The sequence below is a fragment of the Pseudomonas sp. MAFF 730105 genome, from assembly GCF_055380705.1.
The window spans coordinates 23146-40723 of the sequence record NZ_AP018438.1 but is presented as its reverse complement, the minus strand read 5'-3'; the positions used below and the strand labels follow the sequence as shown (position 1 = coordinate 40723).

Here is a 17578-nt window from a genome sequence, read left to right as displayed (position 1 = left end):
CGCGCTTAGTTGGCAGCAGCCTTGGTCGTCGCTCGCTCTTTGGCGATCAGCTTGTCGGCCAGTTGCAGCGCTTCGTCAGCGCCGCCGGCAGAGCCGATATCAAAGCGGTATTTACCGTTGACGATCATGGTTGGTACGCCGGTGATCTCGTACTTCTTCGCCAGCTCCTTGGCTTTGACGATTTGGCCCTTCACGGCGAAAGAGTCAAAGGTCGCCAGGAATTTCTCCTTGTCTACGCCCTGGGTTGCCAGGAAGTCTGCCATGTCACTTTTGTCAGTCAGCTTCTTATGTTCTTTCTGGATCGCGTTGAACACCGCAGCGTGAACCTTGTGCTCGACGCCCATGGCCTCGAGGGTCAGGAACATCTGGCCATGGGCATCCCACGGGCCGCCAAACATGGCAGGGATGCGAACGAAGTTCACGTCCGAAGGCAGCTTATCGACCCATGGATTGATCACCGGCTCGAAAGCGTAGCAATGCGGGCAGCCATACCAGAACAGCTCCACCACTTCGATCTTGCCGGGCACGGCTACCGGAACCGGGTTGCTCAATTCGACGTAAGGGGCCTTCGATTCCTCGGCGTTGGCTTGAGCGCCGATGCCGAACAGGCTGGCGGCGACGAGCGCGGCGCTGATGATCAGATTACGCATGCTTTACTCCTGGACAAATAGGTGGCCTCGCGAGGTGTGCTTTCAGACAGACCACGGCGGGTTCAAGTTCTTAGTGTAACGGCAGCGGCCACAAAAAAGGGCGGCCAAAGCCACCCTTTTGATGCTTGCATCGACAGATTAATCGAGCGTTAACGTTACAAGCGGTGTACAGCTCCCGCAACGCCGCTCAAAGACCTTAGTGCAGGCCCTGGATGTAGCTGGCGACAGCGGCGATATCTTCGTCGCTCAGCTTGCGGGCGATGGTGCGCATGGTCATCGCGTCGCCGTCGTTGGCACGACCGCCTTCTTCCTTGCGGAAATCGGTCAGTTGCTTGGCTACGTATTGGGCATGCTGGCCTCCCAGGTGCGGGAAGCCGGCAGCGGCGTTACCGGCACCGTTCGGCGAATGGCAACCGGTGCAGGCCGGCAGGCCTTTGTCCAGATCACCGCCACGGAACAGCTTCTCACCGCGGGCCACCAGTTTCTGGTCGGCGGCGCCGATGCTGCCTTTCTGGCTGGCAAAGTAAGCGGCGATGTCCGACAGATCCTGATCGCTCAGGTTGGTCAGCAGGCCAGTCATTTCCAGAACGGTACGCTTGCCCGACTTGATGTCGTGCAATTGCTTGGTCAGGTAGCGTTCGCCCTGGCCCGCCAGTTTCGGAAAGTTTGGCGCTGCGCTGTTGCCATCCGGCCCATGGCAGGCCCCGCATACGGCGGCTTTCGCCTGGCCGGCGGCGGCATCGCCAGCGGCGTGGGCTACGCCGGATATCCCCAAGGTCAACAGCAGACTCACGATCAGTTTGTTCATCAGCTAATCCAACTACGGCTAAGGGTTAAAGAGTTATGGACCGGGTTTACTCGCTCATCCACTGGATGATGGCTCGGTAATCCTCGGCACTGCAGTCCATGCACAAACCACGCGGCGGCATCGCCTTGAAACCCTGGGTCACGTGTTGCACCAGCGTCCCCATACCTTTCGCCAACCTCGGCGTCCAAGCTTCCTGATCGCCCTTGCGGGGCGCCGTTGGGAGTTGGCCGGAATGACAGGCACCACAAACACGGTTGTACACAGCTTCCGGATCCTGTGTAGCCTGAGCGCTGTAAAGCGGTATCAGGACACCGGCAGCTAGCAGCCATTTCGTCATAAAACGACCTTTTCAGGGTTGAGAGCAAGCTGCGTTCTGATGCGCAATTTAGGTCGATCGCTCTCGTGAGCCTCATCCTTCGCTGGGACAAAGCGCACACAAAATCTGCGGCATTATATACTGGCGTCACTGAAACGGAAACGACACAGCTTGCCGCGTCCATTCCCGACGCCGCCCACATCGGAAATCCCATGCAACTGAAGAACCCCATCCTTGGCCTGTGCCAACAGTCCACCTTCATGCTCAGCGCCGCCAAAGTCGATCAATGCCCCGACGACGAAGGCTACGAAGTGGCGTTTGCCGGGCGTTCCAACGCCGGCAAATCCAGCGCACTGAACACCTTGACCCACGCAAGCCTGGCACGTACCTCGAAAACCCCGGGGCGCACGCAGCTGTTGAACTTCTTCAAGCTAGACGATGAACGCCGTTTGGTCGACCTTCCCGGCTACGGCTACGCCAAGGTGCCGATTCCGCTCAAGCAGCACTGGCAGCGTCACCTGGAAGCCTATCTGGGCAGCCGCGAGAGTTTGAAGGGTTTGATCCTGATGATGGACATCCGCCATCCGATGACCGACTTCGACACGCTGATGCTCGATTGGGCGGTCGCCAGCGGCATGCCCATGCACATCCTGCTGACCAAAGCGGACAAGCTCACCTACGGTGCGGCCAAGAACACGCTGCTCAAAGTGCAGTCGGAAATCCGCAAAGGCTGGGGCGACGCGATCACCATCCAGCTGTTCTCGGCACCCAAGCGCATGGGCCTGGAAGAAGCCTACACCGTGCTGGCCGATTGGATGGAGCTGGCGGACAAGGGCAGCGAAGAGGCCGAATAAGCCAAATCGCAGGCAAAAAAAACCCCGGACTTCGTATGGGGAGGGGGAAGTTCGGGGTCCAAGTTCCGGACCGCTAGGGCGGGGTCCAGATATCTGCCAACACTTAACACAACATAGGAGCATTGAAGGGCTTCACCAGCCATTCAGAATCTCTGAGTGGCATTTCATGGGTTTAGTTCAGATTATTTTTGAAATGCCCTTAGGAAATTTCTTACTCACCCCTCGCAGGCAATGACATTCCATTGTGGCGAGGGGATTTATCCCCGCTGGGCTGCAAAGCAGCCCCTCGGAAGTTCGTCACGCCTCAGTGCGCCTCATCCCAGTTGTCGCCCACGCCCACTTCCACCAGCAGCGGCACGTCCAGCGTGGCGGCGGCGCTCATGTACTGGCGAATGTCCTTGCTGACCTGTTCGACCAGGTCTTCCCGTACTTCCAGCACCAGTTCGTCGTGCACCTGCAGAATCACCCGGGCATCCAGCCCTGAGGTCGTCAACCAGCGATCCACGGCCACCATCGCTTTCTTGATGATGTCGGCCGCGGTGCCTTGCATCGGTGCGTTGATGGCCGTGCGCTCAGCCCCCTTGCGCAGCGCCGGGTTCTTCGCGTTGATGTCCGGCAGGTACAACCGACGGCCGAAAATGGTTTCGACAAACCCCTGTTCGGCGGCCTGGGCGCGGGTGCGCTCCATATACTCCAGCACACCCGGATAGCGGGCGAAGTAGCGATCGATGTAGGCCTGGGACTGCTTGCGATCAACACCGATCTGTTTGGCGAGACCGAAGGCGCTCATGCCGTAGATCAAGCCGAAGTTGATCGCCTTGGCGCTGCGACGCTGGTCATGGCTGACGGCCTCCAGCTCGACGCCGAACACCTCGGCGGCAGTGGCCCGGTGCACGTCCAGGTCGTTGCGGAACGCGTGGAGCAGACCTTCATCCTTGGCCAGGTGCGCCATGATCCTCAATTCGATCTGCGAGTAGTCCGCCGCCAGCAGCTTGTAGCCTTTCGGTGCGACGAACGCCTGTCGGATCCGCCGACCTTCAGCGGTACGGATCGGAATGTTCTGCAGGTTCGGATCGATGGACGACAGTCGTCCGGTCGCGGCAACGGCTTGTTGATAATTGGTGTGGACGCGGCCAGTGCGGCTGTTGATCTGCTCCGGCAGGCGATCGGTATAGGTGCTCTTGAGCTTGCTCAGCGAGCGGTACTGCATCAGCACCTTGGGCAGCGGGTAGTCCTGCTCGGCCAGTTCGGCGAGCACCGCTTCGGCCGTGGATGCCTGGCCCTTGGCGGTTTTGCTGAGCACTGGCAAACCGAGCTTTTCGTACAGGATCACACCCAATTGCTTGGGCGAGCCGAGGTTGAATTCCTCTCCGGCGATGGCAAACGCCTCACGCTCCAAGGCCACCAGCTTCTCGCCCAGCTCGACGCTCTGCACGCCCAGCAGGTTGGCATCGACCAATGCCCCCTGGCGCTCGATGCGCGCCAGCACCGGCATCAGCGGCATTTCTATCTCGGTGAGCACTTTGCCCAGGCTCGGGATCGCCGCCAGCTTTTCCTGCAAGGCCTGGTGCAAACGGAACGTTACGTCGGCATCTTCAGCGGCGTACGGGCCGGCCAGTTCCAGGGAGATCTGGTCGAAAGTCAGCTGTTTGACCCCTTTGCCAGCGATGTCCTGGAAATCGGTCTTGCTTTGGCCCAGGTACTTGAGTGCCAGGCTGTCCATGTCGTGACGGGTCGCGGTGGAGTCCAGCACGTAGGACTCCAGCATGGTGTCGAAGGCAATGCCTTGAACCAGGATGCCGTTGTTCTGATCGCCACCAATGGCGCAGTTGGCCAGGATATTGGTCTCGAACTTGGCATGCTGACCGACCTTGAGCTTGTCGGGGTTTTCCAGCAGGGGCTTGAGGGCCTTGAGTACCGTGTCGCGATCAAGCTGCTCCGGCACGCCCATGTAGGAATGGGTCAGCGGAATGTAGGCCGCCTCATGGGCCGCCACGGCAAACGACAACCCGACCAGTTGCGCATGTTGCGGATCGTCACCATTGGTTTCCGTGACGAACGCAAACAGTGGCGCTTGCTCGAGCTTGGCCAGCCAGGCATCGAAGCGCGCCTGATCGAGAATGACTTCGTACTTCGCTTCGTCGCCGCCCGGTTGTTCGTCGGCCACTTCGACGATCTCCTGGCCGGCACGCTTGGCGTCCCGCTGGTTTTCTTCGAACCAGCTCTTGAACTCCAGCAGGGTGTACAGCTCGGCAAGTTTGTCGTGGTCCGGTGGGCCCATTTGCAGATCGTCGAGGCCAACATCCAGCGGCACGTCAGTCTTGATGGTCGCCAGCTCGTAGGAAAGAAACGCCATTTCCTTATGTTCTTCGAGCTTGGCGGGCAGGGTCTTGGCGCCGCGAATCGGCAGCGTGGGAACGATATCCAGCTGCGTATACAGCTCGGTCAGGCCGCCGTTGACTCCCACCAGCAAGCCGGAGGCAGTCTTCGGCCCGATCCCCGGAACGCCCGGGATGTTGTCGGAAGAATCGCCCATCAATGCCAGATAATCGATGATCTGCTCCGGAGCGACACCAAATTTCTCCTTTACGCCAGCCACGTCCAGCGAGCTACCGGTCATGGTATTGACCAAGGTAATGTGCCCGTCGACCAATTGAGCCATGTCCTTGTCACCGGTGGAGATCACCACCGGGCGGTCGGCTGCGGCGCTGCTGCGGGCCAGGGTGCCAATCACGTCGTCGGCTTCGACATTGTCCACACACAGGAGCGGGAAGCCCAGGGCCTTGACGCTGGCATGCAGCGGCTCGATTTGCACGCGCATGTCGTCGGGCATGCTCGGGCGATTGGCCTTGTACTCGGCGTACAGCGCATCGCGAAACGTCCCACCCTTGGCGTCGAACACCACGGCAAACGGGCTGTCCGGGTACTGCTTGCGCAGGCTCTTGAGCATGTTCAGCACGCCCTTGACCGCACCGGTCGGCAGGCCTTTGGACGTGGTCAGCGGTGGCAGCGCGTGAAACGCGCGGTACAGGTAAGAAGAACCGTCCACCAGGACGAGGGGGCTTGGCTCATGAGCAGGATCAACCTTTTCGGCGGGTCCGGGGCTAGAATAGCGGGACCGTTGACGACAAAGGGACAAGGTTATCATGCGTACACTAAATCGCCTGTTACTGGCTGGCTTGTTTGCGATCACTCCGCTTACCGTGATGGCGGCGGACGAGGCACCTTCCGCGGACCCGGACGTCACCATTCGCACGGAAGGCGATAAAACCATCCAGGAGTACCGGCAAAACGGTTTCCTGTATGCGATCAAGGTCACGCCCAAGCACGGCAAGCCTTATTTCCTGGTACGCGCCGATGGCACTGATGCAAACTTCATCCGTTCGGACCAACCGGATATGCTGATCCCGTCATGGAAGATCTTTGAGTGGAAATAGTTTCCTAATTTCAACCGGCGCCCGCTGAAGGGCGCCCGTACTGGCAGTTCTAACCATGTCTGTGTTCACCCCCCTGGCTCGGCCCGAGCTGGAAACCTTTCTTGCCCCTTACGGGCTCGGCCGCCTGCTTGATTTCCAGGGGATCGCCGCTGGCAGCGAAAACACCAATTTCTTTATCAGCCTGGAGCAGGGCGAATTCGTCCTGACCCTGGTGGAGCGCGGCCCGGTGCAGGAAATGCCGTTCTTCATCGAACTGCTGGACGTGCTGCATGAGGCCGACCTGCCGGTGCCTTATGCGTTGCGCACCACCGACGGCGTTGCGCTCAGGGAGCTGGCCGGCAAACCTGCGCTGCTGCAACCGCGCCTGGCCGGCAAACATATCAAGCAGGCCAATGCGCAGCATTGCGCCCAGGTTGGCGAGTTGCTGGCCCATCTGCACCTGGCCACCCGGGACAACATGATCAAGCGCAAGACCGATCGCGGCCTGGACTGGATGCAAGAGGAGGGCGCAAAGCTGCTGTCACACCTCGAAACCGAGCCTCGTCGGCTGCTGCAGGCGGCACTGGACGAAATTTCGCTGCAGAAGAGCGGCATCCTGGCGCTGCCCCGCGCCAACATCCATGCGGACCTGTTCCGCGATAACGCCATGTTCGAAGGCACGCACCTGACCGGGCTGATCGACTTCTACAACGCCTGCTCCGGGCCGATGCTGTATGACGTCGCCATTGCCCTGAACGACTGGTGTTCGGATGACGACGGAGTGCTCGACGGCCCGAGGGCGCGGGCGTTGCTGGGCGCTTACGCGGCGCTGCGCCCCTTCACCGCCGCCGAAGCCGAACTTTGGCCGACCATGCTGCGTGTGGCGTGCGTGCGGTTCTGGCTGTCGCGTCTGATCGCCGCCGAATCCTTTGCCGGACAGGACGTGTTGATCCACGATCCGATGGAGTTTCAGCAGCGGTTGGCGCAGCGGCAGGACGTTCATACACCGCTGCCTTTTGCCCTGTAAAAGCATCGCGGGCAAGCCTTGCTCCCACAGGTCTGTGTTTACTCTGTGGGAGCAAGGCTTGCCTGTGTTTTACCTGTGGGAGCAAGGCTTGTCTGTGTTTACTCTGCGGGAGCAAGGCTTGCTTGTGTTTTAACCCTGTGGGAGCAAGGCTTGCCCGCGATCGGGATCGTCGCCAATCAAGCGTTACAACGACTCCAGACACCCCGCCAAATCATTCCCCAGCTTTTCCAACAACTGCTCATACCCCTGCGCCGTCGCCGGGGTGTAGCCGCCCAGCGCATCCAGCTCCGCAAGCTTGACCGGCAACCCGGCCACCAGGGTTTCGGCCAGGCGCGGGCGCAGGGGCGGTTCGCTGAACACGCAGGTCTTGCCCACGGCTTGCAAGCGGGTGCGCATCGCCGCCACATGCTGGGCCCCGGGCTGGACCTCGGCGGCCACGGCGAACACCCCGGCGTGCTTGAGACCGTAGGTGTCTTCGAAATAATCGAACGCTTCGTGGAATACGAAGTAGGGCTTGCCCGTAATCCCGGCCAGACGAGACTTGAGGCGCGTGTCCAAGGCATCGAGCCGCTGGTTGAAGCCCTTGAGGTTGCTTTGATAACGCTCGGCATTGGCCGGGTCGGCAGCGCTCAGGTCTGCGGCCATTCTGGCGGCGATCACCCGAGCGTTGGTCGGTGAAAGCCACAAATGGGCATCGATCGTGCCAGGACGATGGTCATGATCATGCTCGTCGCCATCCTCATCGGTATGGGATTGGCTGTCCTCGGTAAAATGCCGCAACTTGAGCCCCGGCAGGTCCTGTACCGCGACGGAAGGCAGCGTACGACCGCTCAACACCCTCGGCAGGAACCCTTCCATGTCCGGACCGATCCAGTACAGCAGGTCCACCGATTGCACCTTGCGTACGTCGGATGGGCGCAAGGCGTAGTGGTGAGGCGAAGCTCCGGGAGGCAGCAGCACCTCGGGAACGGCCACGCCGTCCTGCACCGCAGCGGCAATCAACTGCAGCGGCTTGATGCTGGTGAGGACCTTGACCTCGGCCTGGGCCGGACCGGTCAACAGAAAAGTTGCGACAAAAGCGACAAAGAGCGAAAAAAATCGGGACACGATGACCACTCGAAGAGGCGAGAACGGGTAACATAATAACGTCTCTCACTGAACTCGTCGCTGCCCATGCCTATTACACCCCTCGCCAGTCGTCCCCACGATCACTCTCACTGCGTGCACAGCGCGCTGTCCGAGGCCGATGCCATCTGTGCACGGCAGGGGCTGCGCTTGACCGCCTTGCGGCGACGCGTGCTGGAACTGGTCTGGCAAAGCCACAAGCCGTTGGGTGCCTACGACATCCTGGCGGTGCTCAGCGAGCAGGACGGCCGCCGCGCCGCGCCGCCGACGGTCTATCGGGCGCTGGACTTCCTGCTGGAAAACGGCCTGGTGCATCGCATTTCCTCCCTGAACGCCTTCGTCGGCTGCAACCACCCCGAACACGCCCATCAAGGCCAGTTCCTGATCTGCCGCGAATGCCACGCCGCCATCGAGTTGGAGCAGAAATCCATCAGCGATGCCATCGTCGCCAGCGCCAAGGAGGTCGGCTTCGTGGTCGACAGCCAGACCGTCGAAGTGGTCGGTCTCTGCTCCGGTTGCCAGGGGGCCTGATGAGCAATGCCTTGATCCGCCTCGAGCAGGTGGCCGTGACGTTCGCCGGGCAGAACGTGCTGGACAACATCCACCTGAGCGTCGAGCCGGGGCAGATCGTCACCCTGATCGGCCCCAACGGCGCCGGCAAGACCACCCTGGTGCGCGCCGTGTTGGGTTTGCTCAAGCCGGACAGCGGCAGCGTCTGGCGCAAACCGAAGCTGCGGGTCGGCTACATGCCGCAAAAACTCCATGTAGACCCGACGCTGCCCCTGTCGGTCCTGCGTTTCCTGCGCCTGGTGCCTGGCGTGGATCGCGGGCGGGCCCTGGCGGCACTCAACGAAGTCGGCGCCGAACACGTGATCGACAGCCCGGTGCAAAGCATCTCCGGTGGTGAAATGCAGCGCGTGCTGCTGGCCCGAGCCTTGCTGCGCGAGCCTGAGCTGCTGGTGCTCGACGAGCCGGTACAGGGGGTCGACGTGGCGGGACAGGCCGAGCTGTACAGCTTGATCACCCGCCTGCGCGACCGTCACGGCTGCGGTGTGCTGATGGTTTCCCATGATCTTCACCTGGTCATGAGCACCACCGACCAAGTGGTCTGCCTCAATCGGCATGTCTGCTGTTCCGGCCATCCCGAGCAGGTCAGTGGCGACCCGGCGTTCGTCGAACTGTTCGGCAAGAACGCACCCAGCCTGGCGATTTATCACCACCACCATGACCACGCCCACGACCTGCACGGTTCGGTGGTCATCGGTGCACCTGTTACCCCCCATGTTCATGGAGATGGCTGCAAGCATGGCTGATTTTCTGTTGTACGCCCTGCTTGCAGGCCTGGCCCTCGCGCTGGTGGCCGGTCCCCTGGGCTCGTTCGTGGTCTGGCGGCGCATGGCCTATTTCGGCGATACCTTGTCCCACGCGGCATTGCTCGGTGTGGCGTTGGGGTTCTTGCTGGACGTCAGCCCAACGGTGGCGGTGACCGTCGGCTGCCTGTTGCTGGCGGTGGTGCTGGTGACCTTGCAACAGCGCCAGCCGCTGGCATCCGACACGCTGCTGGGCATCCTCGCGCCCAGTACCCTGTCCCTTGGCCTGGTGGTGCTGAGCTTCATGCGTGAAGTGCGGATCGACTTGATGGCCTACCTGTTCGGCGACCTGCTGGCCATCAGCCCGACGGACCTGGCCTGGATCCTGGGTGGCAGCGCAGCCGTCCTGCTGTTGCTGGTGGCGCTCTGGCGACCCTTGCTGGCCGTCACCGTCCACGAAGAACTGGCCCGGGTCGAAGGCCTGCCCGTGACGGGGCTGCGACTGGCGCTGATGCTGCTGATTGCGGTGGTCATTGCCGTGGCGATGAAAATCGTCGGTGTGTTGCTGATTACGTCATTGCTGATCATTCCAGCTGCCGCGGCACAGCGTCACGCCCGCTCGCCGGAGCAGATGGCCCTGGGCGCGAGCCTGCTGGGCATGCTTGCGGTGTGTGGCGGGCTGGCCTTGTCGTGGTTCAAGGACACCCCGGCCGGCCCGTCGATCGTGGTCAGCGCCGCGGCATTGTTTCTGCTGAGTTTTGTCCTGCCCCGCCGAGGGGTGTAGACTTGCTCGCTTTTTGCGCAAATAGAGAGTCGCAGGAATGAAGCCGTTCGCCTCCCGTTATCTGCTCCTTGTCGCATTTTCCTTGCTGCTGGGGGCTTGCACGAGTTCGCCGCCAGTGACCGAAGCGCCCGACACCCGGGGCCCGGCCATTGCGCAGCTGGAACAAAGCCTGGCCAGCAATGAGTTGGCCACCGCTGAAGATCAATTGGCCGCACTGCAGGCCCAGACGTCGAATGACCCGGCGCTGGAGCCCTATCAGCGGCAACTGGCCGAGGCGTATCTGCGCCGCAGCCAGATCGATCTGCAAAAAGGCGATGTAAACGCCGCCGCCACCGCCCTGAGCCGTGCTCGCGCCCTGATGCCCAAGGCCCCGGCTCTGACCGGTGAAGTCAACGGCGCGATCGCCGAGGCCCGTAAGGTCGAGCTGGATAAAGCCGAGGCCGCCCTCCAGGCTGCCGAAACCAAACCGGTCGCCAAGCTGATCGATCCGAGCGCCGAGAGCACCACGATTCAGCTCGACATCAACGATATCCAGCAAATGCGTCGGCAACTGGATGCCATTGCCGCCGATGTGGTGAATTTCCAGTGTGATGTCACAGTCCAGGCGCCGCGTACCAACGATTATCCATGGCTGGCGAACCTGCTGACCAAGCGGGTAAAAAAGCTGGATCCGGGGTTTGACCTGAAGCTTCGCAAACAGATCCTGCGCAGCGTGCCGGCGCAGCTGGTGCTGACTCCGCGTAAATCTTAAAGGCATCGCGAGCAGGCTCGCTCCCACATTGGATGTGTTGTGAATACAAATTTTGTATCCGACACACCCCTGTGGGAGCGAGCCTGCTCGCGATAGCGTCCTGACAGGCAACAAGCCCTTTTCAGACAATCATCAAGCCGGAATCCCTTTGGCCTTGGGCTCCCGCGCCCAAACCCGATGCTGAGCAATCGCCGCAAAGAAATCCGCGAACTTCCCGGCATCGGCATCCGGAATCAGCCCCGCGTCCGCCTCCAGTTTCAACAACGCCAACAATTGCCTGGCTTCACCGTTGAGGGCGATAGCCTTCAGGTGTTTGTAGGCTTCCAGCAGGTAATGCAGCGCAACGCCATCGGTACTCAAGGCCTGGATCGACTGCGCGCCGCCCGGCACGAACACTGCGTCAAAGGCAATGGATGGCAAGCCTTCCATGGATGCATCCACCGCCAGCGTCTGCCCATCGGCGGTCGTGACCGGCGCGGAGGTCGGCCCGAGGACTTTTGCATGGGCACCCTCGGCCTCCAGCGCCTGCTTGAGCGCATCGATGATCGCCCCATCGACGCCGTTCGCCACCAGCACCGCGACTTTGCGTGTCTTGATATCTCCGGACAGCAAGTTCGCCTGGCTCAAGGCCGGGGATGTTTCCAGCGAAAGCGTCGGTACATCCACGGTGCCCGCAGTGGGCGCCGGCAATCCGAGGTTTTTCGCCACCCGTGCCGCCAGGTCCAAATCGATGTTGGCGAGAATCTCGTTAACCTGCCGCGCCCTGATGTACTCCCGCTCGACCTTGCCCAATTCGAAACTGTAGGCCGCGATGATGTGCTCCTGCTCATGGGCACTCATGCTTTTGTAGAACAGCCGCGCCTGGGAAAAATGGTCACCGAACGAGTCACTGCGCTGGCGGATCTTGTAGGCGTCGATACGCTCTGGATAGCTTTCAAAACCACCGTCTTGCGGACCGGGCGGGGTTTCCTTCGGCCAACCACCGTCGATGGAGTTCGGCTCGTAGGAGGTCCGCCCCTTGTCGATGGTGGTGCGGTGCATGGCGTCACGCTGGCCGTTGTGTACAGGGGTGATCGCACGGTTGATCGGCAGCTCATGAAAATTCGGCCCACCGAGTCGGCTGATCTGCGTATCGGTATAGGAAAAGAGCCGGCCTTGCAGCAAAGGGTCGTTGGAAAAGTCGATACCCGGCACGATATGCCCGGGGCAGAAGGCGACTTGCTCGACTTCGGCGAAGAAGTTGTCCGGGTTGCGGTTCAGCACCATCTTGCCCAGCGGCGTGATGGGCACGAGTTCTTCGGGGATGATCTTGGTCGGGTCGAGCAGGTCGAAGTCGAATTCATGCTCGTCTTCCTCGGCGACGATCTGCACACCGAACTCCCATTCCGGGTAATCGCCCATCTCGATCGCTTCCCACAGATCGCGACGGTGGTAGTCCGTATCTTTACCGGCCAACTTCTGGGCTTCGTCCCACACCAATGAACACGTACCGACCTTGGGTCGCCAATGGAACTTGACGAAACTGCTGCGGCCTTCGGCGTTGATCATACGAAAGGTATGGACGCCGAAGCCTTGCATGCTTCGCAAGCTCTTTGGAATGGCCCGGTCGGACATCGCCCAGATCACCATATGAGCCGACTCCGGCACCAGCGAGACAAAATCCCAGAAGGTGTCGTGGGCCGAACCGCCGGTAGGAATCTCGTTATGGGGTTCGGGTTTTACCGCGTGGACGAAGTCAGGAAACTTCACCGCATCCTGTATGAAAAATACTGGCATGTTGTTGCCGACCAGATCGAAGTTGCCTTCGTCGGTGAAGAACTTCACGGCAAAGCCCCGCACGTCACGCACCGTGTCACCGGACCCCCGTGGCCCCTGCACGGTGGAAAAACGCACGAACACCGGAGTCTTCTTGCTCGGGTCCTGTAGGAAACCAGCCTTGGTCAGTGCCGAATGCGCTTCATAACTCTGAAAGTAACCATGGGCCCCGGTACCGCGGGCGTGAACGATGCGCTCAGGGATACGCTCATGGTCAAAATGCGTGATCTTTTCACGCATGATGAAATCTTCCAGCAGCGAAGGCCCACGGGCGCCGGCACGGAGGGTGTTCTGGTTGTCGGCGATCTTCACTCCCTGGTTGGTGCGCAATGCCTGCTCGGTGGCATCGGAGCGAAACGGCTCCAGGCTCTCAAGCTTGGCGTTGGTGTTGCCGCGATCCAGGGTGTCGGTCCCGGCCAGTTGGCTCTTGGCGGTTGCAGGCTGCTTGGTATTCATCAGACATAAACTCCTCGTTTCGATCCCTTTTCCAGACAGGGCTTGCGGACAAGCGCCGGGGCAGTAGTGCCCAGGCATTTGGGAGTGGCTTATGTAGTGACTGATGAGGGTTCGAGCCGTTCCCTCGAAACGCGCCTGGATGTTCCCCGCCGGCGCCAACCCAACGGTGATGAACCTCACCGTTGGGTTGGCGGAACTTCAGCGATCAAATGCCATCGCGCAGGATCTCGATTCTCCACCTCTGGCGCGTATCCACGCCTTGATAGCGGTCGACCCATTCCGGGCTGATCTGAGGCGATGGGCCCAGGTGGTTGGGCATCACATCATGGATGGACGGTGCCCGTGGATAGCTCGCCCAAGGAATGTTCAGCGGGTTGAACACGTTCTTGGGCGTGTCCTGGAAGTGCATGGAGTCATCCGGAATGACTTTCAGCCGGCTGTCATCGGCATAAAGGCGCCAGTCGCGGTTGTACAACGAATGAATCCGATCCGCTTGCCACTCCCACTGCTGCCGGTTATCCAGGGCGCAGCTATCGGTGATCAGGGCGCCATCCGTTTCGCGCACGCTCAGGCACCGGTTCGACGCCCGGTTGACGTACCGATTCTCCGAATCCAGGCCCCACAGCTGATTGACGTTCGAGGCCGCACAGGACTCAAGGGAAACACCGGAGTTGGCGTTTTCAGACATGCACTTGCCGACGCCGTCGGCGGAGCGAATCAGCACGGTCATCTCGCGTGTCAGGAACGGACTGTTCAAGTCCAGCGTGTACTGCTCGGCGGCATCGTAGACATCGGTGACATGCAGGGATCTAACCTGGGTCCGATCCCACCACCACTCACGCCGATTCAAATCATAGCCGCCGCCAATGCTGACTGTTGCCGCACCGGTGTAGGTGCCGGGCAACTCCCACAAGGTATAAGACTCAAGCGACGCCGAGCGCATCATTGGCGTCATTCGCGCCTCAGTCAAAATAGGCATGCCAGCCGTGAGCCTGTCGACCAATACAGCCTTCAGCTTGGGGTCTATGGGTGCGTTCCACGTCAACTTCGAGCCGTTCTGCGCTGCGATCAACGAGTAGTCCTGGAACGCGTAGCTCATGGTCTTGGAATGTGAATAACTCAGGCCGAAATTCACGTTGAACGGCGATTTGGCGGCATAGGTAATGTTTTCGGCTTTCGTTCCGCCAAACTCGCTACCCAATGTTCCGCCAATGGAAAATCCATTGGTTTTCGTCTCGCTGTAATTGAAATCCGTCCTCGAATCGCTGGCAGGCGCCGAATTGACTAACACCGGAACAACCTGTTCAGCGGTCAGTTGGTGAGTGAACCGGTATGCATGGGGCAAGTACGCGCCCCACAGATTTTCCCCACTGCCACCCGGTCCGGACCCACCAATGGTGATGCCGTTTTTCGTGGAACGCGTTGTCGTTGGCGACGTTTTGATGGAAACGAACTTCTTGTCCTGGCTTCGCTCTGCACTCCTGATGACATCGATATTCACCACGGACGTCATTTCCTGGTTCGGGCTTTGAAGATTGATGTTGTAGGTCAGTTTCGGCAGGCCAATGAACTCGCCTTCCTCCCGGGGGTAGCTGCCCTGTGCCTGCAGTTCCGTGACCAGCAACAACACCGCTTCCAGGACGGCTTCATCCTGGTAACCTTCTAGGCGATAGACATTGATCTCCGAATTGCTCACCCGGTGAAACAAGGCATAGTCAAACGCGCTGGAAATTCCGAATATGCTACTTACTGTTTTTGCCAGTTCCGTCGTCTGGTAGCCCATTTTCAACAGCACCGGTTTCCCCGAGCGGAAAATCGCCGTCGCTTTCTCGATGGCGGCTTCATCGTCTTTTACTGCGGCGATGTCCAGATAGGCCAGGGAAGAAAATTTGTCGTCGGCAAGTCGCTCCTTGAATTCTTCCTCAGGCATTGCCGCGACTGACAAGGCCTGGTACCGAGGTAGCGCGACATGCGCGTCGGGAAGTTCACCGAAGATCATTAAAGTGTCCGAAGTCGTCGAACTTGCAGCCACTGCGTTTGCCATTACGCTCAACACAAACAGTCCTGCAAAAATAGCCTTATGCTTTTTCACATTCAATTCCTTTTAAATGTTTCCCCGCCGTTGCGTGACGGGCTTTACTTCGCTGTAGTTAGCGACGGCCGGTAACTTACCAGATACTTATCCGTGGACAACTGAAAGGACTTATTCGAAATGAAACCGAGTATGTGAATATATTAAAAGCTAACTTTAAATGCTCTTGAGCAAAAAGTATTAACGGTGTTGTTACTGTCTGGGTTGGCGACGGCCGCATGGCGCCCGGTCCCCGACAGCGGCGCGCAGGGGTGCTCAACGACCGACCACCAGGCTCGCTGACCTTCGATCGCGTTATTTCCAAATGGCAGTCAGTTTGCGAAATAAATGCTAATGACCTCTATACAGACAGGCTAAAATGCGCCCCCGGCTAACCGCTGCCCCTTTTCCAACGCGCCCCACAAGGTTCGCTACGTGATCGAGTTTCAAAACGTCCATAAAACCTACCGCGTCGCCGGTAAGGATATCCCCGCTCTGCACCCGACCAGTCTGACGATCGAGAACGGTCAGGTCTTCGGCCTGATCGGCCACTCCGGTGCAGGAAAAAGTACCCTACTGCGTCTGATCAATCGCCTGGAAGACGCCAGCGGCGGCAAGATCATCGTCGACGGTGAAGAAATCACCGCCCTGGACGCCAACGGTCTGCGACGCTTCCGTCAACAGGTCGGGATGATTTTCCAGCACTTCAACCTGCTGGCCTCCAAGACCGTGGCCGACAACGTGGCCTTGCCACTGACCTTGGCGGGCGAGCTGTCCCGCAGCGACATTGACCGGCGAGTGGCCGAGTTGCTGACCCGAGTAGGCTTGTCCGATCACGCCAGGAAATACCCGGCCCAGTTGTCCGGCGGCCAGAAGCAACGCGTCGGCATCGCCCGCGCCCTGGCGACCAAGCCCAAGATCCTGTTGTGCGACGAAGCCACCAGTGCGCTGGACCCGCAAACCACCGCATCGGTGCTGCAACTGCTGGCCGAAATCAACCGCGAGCTGAAGCTGACCATCGTGTTGATCACCCATGAAATGGACGTGATCCGCCGGGTCTGCGATGAAGTGGCGGTGATGGACGCCGGCGTCATCGTCGAGCAAGGTCCGGTGGCCGATGTGTTCCTGCATCCCAAGCACCCGACCACCAAGCGTTTCGTCCAGGAAGACGAGCAGATCGACGAGAGCGAACAGCGCGACGATTTTGCCCACGTACCTGGGCGCATCGTGCGTCTGACCTTCCAGGGCGATGCGACCTACGCCCCCTTGCTCGGCACCGTCGCCCGGGAAACCGGTGTGGACTACAGCATCCTGGCCGGCCGTATCGACCGCATCAAAGACACCCCCTACGGGCAACTGACCCTCGCCATCACCGGCGGTGACATGGAGGCGGCTTTCGCCCGCTTCACCGCGGCCGATGTCCACATGGAGGTGCTGCGCTAATGGAACTGCTGACGAATTTCTTTGTAAACATCGACTGGCTGGAAATCTGGCTGGCGACTGGCGACACCTTCCTGATGCTGTTCGGTTCGCTGTTGTTCACCGTGCTGCTCGGCTTGCCGCTGGGGGTGCTGCTGTTCCTGTGCAGCCCACGCCAGTTGCTCGAAGCCCGGGGCGTTTATGCGCTGTTATCGCTGATCGTCAACATCCTGCGCTCGCTGCCGTTCATCATTCTGTTGATCGTGATGATCCCGTTCACGGTATTGATTACCGGCACCTCGTTGGGCGTGGCCGGTGCAATTCCACCACTGGTGGTCGGCGCGACCCCGTTCTTCGCCCGCCTGGTGGAAACCGCCCTGCGCGAAGTCGACCGCGGCATCATCGAAGCGACCCAGGCCATGGGCGCAACCACCCGGCAGATCATCGTCAACGCCTTGCTGCCGGAAGCCCGTCCGGGCATCTTTGCAGCGATTACGGTGACAGCGATTACGCTGGTGTCCTACACGGCCATGGCCGGTGTGGTGGGCGCCGGTGGCTTGGGTGACCTGGCGATCCGGTTCGGTTACCAGCGTTTCCAGACCGATGTCATGGTGGTCACGGTGGTATTGCTGCTGGTGCTGGTCCAGGTCCTGCAAACCGTAGGCGACAAGCTGGTTGTGCATTTCTCTAGAAAATAAGGCCTCGAGCCCATAAACCATGAGCCAGCCATTCGCTGGCAGGCGCCAAGAGCGGGCGCCCCACAAGGAGTTAGCTGA

At 60.2% G+C, this 17578-nt stretch carries 16 protein-coding genes; 9 read left to right on the top strand and 7 right to left on the bottom strand.

Annotation, left to right across the window (positions count from 1 at the left end):
- Positions 1–5: 5 nt before the first annotated feature.
- The 3 genes from PCOSP_RS00180 to PCOSP_RS00170 form a co-directional block, all read right to left on the bottom strand.
- On the bottom strand, positions 6–650 hold the full coding sequence (locus PCOSP_RS00180) for a thiol:disulfide interchange protein DsbA/DsbL (RefSeq protein WP_139641462.1): 645 nt from the start codon (positions 648–650) through the stop codon (positions 6–8).
- Between the two features lie 196 nt (positions 651–846).
- Complete coding sequence (locus PCOSP_RS00175) at positions 847–1458, bottom strand: c-type cytochrome (RefSeq protein ID WP_139641460.1); 612 nt, start codon at positions 1456–1458, stop codon at positions 847–849.
- Positions 1459–1504: 46 nt separating this feature from the next.
- Positions 1505–1795, bottom strand: a complete 291-nt coding sequence (locus PCOSP_RS00170; RefSeq protein ID WP_139641458.1) for a c-type cytochrome — start codon at positions 1793–1795, stop codon at positions 1505–1507.
- 191 nt (positions 1796–1986) lie between these two features.
- Between PCOSP_RS00170 and yihA the strand changes: the two genes are divergently transcribed.
- Positions 1987–2628, top strand: coding sequence for a ribosome biogenesis GTP-binding protein YihA/YsxC (gene yihA, locus PCOSP_RS00165; protein WP_041020741.1), 642 nt, complete (start codon positions 1987–1989; stop codon positions 2626–2628).
- Between the two features lie 304 nt (positions 2629–2932).
- On the opposite strand, the gene polA is transcribed toward yihA, so the two are convergent.
- On the bottom strand, positions 2933–5680 hold the full coding sequence (gene polA / locus PCOSP_RS00160; protein WP_464712017.1) for a DNA polymerase I: 2748 nt from the start codon (positions 5678–5680) through the stop codon (positions 2933–2935).
- 94 nt (positions 5681–5774) lie between these two features.
- Here polA and PCOSP_RS00155 point away from each other — a divergent pair, with 94 nt between their 5' ends.
- Complete coding sequence (locus tag PCOSP_RS00155; protein ID WP_139641455.1) at positions 5775–6065, top strand: DUF2782 domain-containing protein; 291 nt, start codon at positions 5775–5777, stop codon at positions 6063–6065.
- A 55-nt stretch (positions 6066–6120) separates the two neighbouring features.
- A complete protein-coding gene (locus PCOSP_RS00150) occupies positions 6121–7071 on the top strand; it encodes a homoserine kinase (protein WP_464710035.1) in 951 nt (316 codons plus the stop codon).
- 183 nt (positions 7072–7254) lie between these two features.
- Here the strand turns inward: PCOSP_RS00150 and PCOSP_RS00145 are convergent, their stop codons facing one another.
- A complete protein-coding gene (locus tag PCOSP_RS00145) occupies positions 7255–8178 on the bottom strand; it encodes a zinc ABC transporter substrate-binding protein (protein ID WP_175362255.1) in 924 nt (307 codons plus the stop codon).
- A 66-nt stretch (positions 8179–8244) separates the two neighbouring features.
- Between PCOSP_RS00145 and zur the strand changes: the two genes are divergently transcribed.
- From zur to PCOSP_RS00125, 4 genes are read left to right on the top strand one after another with little or no spacing between them, the layout of a single operon-like run.
- The gene (zur, locus tag PCOSP_RS00140; RefSeq protein WP_024778404.1) at positions 8245–8727 is read left to right on the top strand and encodes a zinc uptake transcriptional repressor Zur; all 483 of its coding nucleotides are present in this window, start codon (positions 8245–8247) and stop codon (positions 8725–8727) included.
- A complete protein-coding gene (gene znuC, locus PCOSP_RS00135; RefSeq protein ID WP_041024685.1) occupies positions 8727–9509 on the top strand; it encodes a zinc ABC transporter ATP-binding protein ZnuC in 783 nt (260 codons plus the stop codon). Before zur ends, znuC begins: the two co-directional genes overlap by 1 nt.
- A complete protein-coding gene (gene znuB, locus PCOSP_RS00130) occupies positions 9502–10290 on the top strand; it encodes a zinc ABC transporter permease subunit ZnuB (protein ID WP_139641449.1) in 789 nt (262 codons plus the stop codon). The genes znuC and znuB overlap by 8 nt, the downstream gene beginning before the upstream one ends.
- A 37-nt stretch (positions 10291–10327) precedes the next feature.
- Positions 10328–11041: a PA5502 family lipoprotein gene (locus PCOSP_RS00125; RefSeq protein ID WP_464710034.1), complete on the top strand. Its 714-nt coding sequence runs from the start codon at positions 10328–10330 to the stop codon at positions 11039–11041.
- 132 nt (positions 11042–11173) lie between these two features.
- On the opposite strand, the gene katE is transcribed toward PCOSP_RS00125, so the two are convergent.
- Positions 11174–13312 carry a catalase HPII gene (gene katE, locus PCOSP_RS00120; protein WP_175362257.1) on the bottom strand — a complete coding sequence of 713 codons (2139 nt, stop codon included), beginning with the start codon at positions 13310–13312 and terminating at the stop codon, positions 11174–11176.
- Positions 13313–13517: 205 nt separating this feature from the next.
- Positions 13518–15404: a ricin-type beta-trefoil lectin domain protein gene (locus PCOSP_RS00115; protein ID WP_175385373.1), complete on the bottom strand. Its 1887-nt coding sequence runs from the start codon at positions 15402–15404 to the stop codon at positions 13518–13520.
- A gap of 414 nt (positions 15405–15818) precedes the next feature.
- Here PCOSP_RS00115 and PCOSP_RS00110 point away from each other — a divergent pair, with 414 nt between their 5' ends.
- Together PCOSP_RS00110 and PCOSP_RS00105 are read left to right on the top strand one after the other, a co-directional pair.
- A complete protein-coding gene (locus PCOSP_RS00110) occupies positions 15819–16826 on the top strand; it encodes a methionine ABC transporter ATP-binding protein (RefSeq protein WP_464710033.1) in 1008 nt (335 codons plus the stop codon).
- The gene (locus tag PCOSP_RS00105) at positions 16826–17500 is read left to right on the top strand and encodes a methionine ABC transporter permease (RefSeq protein WP_139641438.1); all 675 of its coding nucleotides are present in this window, start codon (positions 16826–16828) and stop codon (positions 17498–17500) included. Before PCOSP_RS00110 ends, PCOSP_RS00105 begins: the two co-directional genes overlap by 1 nt.
- Positions 17501–17578: the final 78 nt, after the last annotated feature.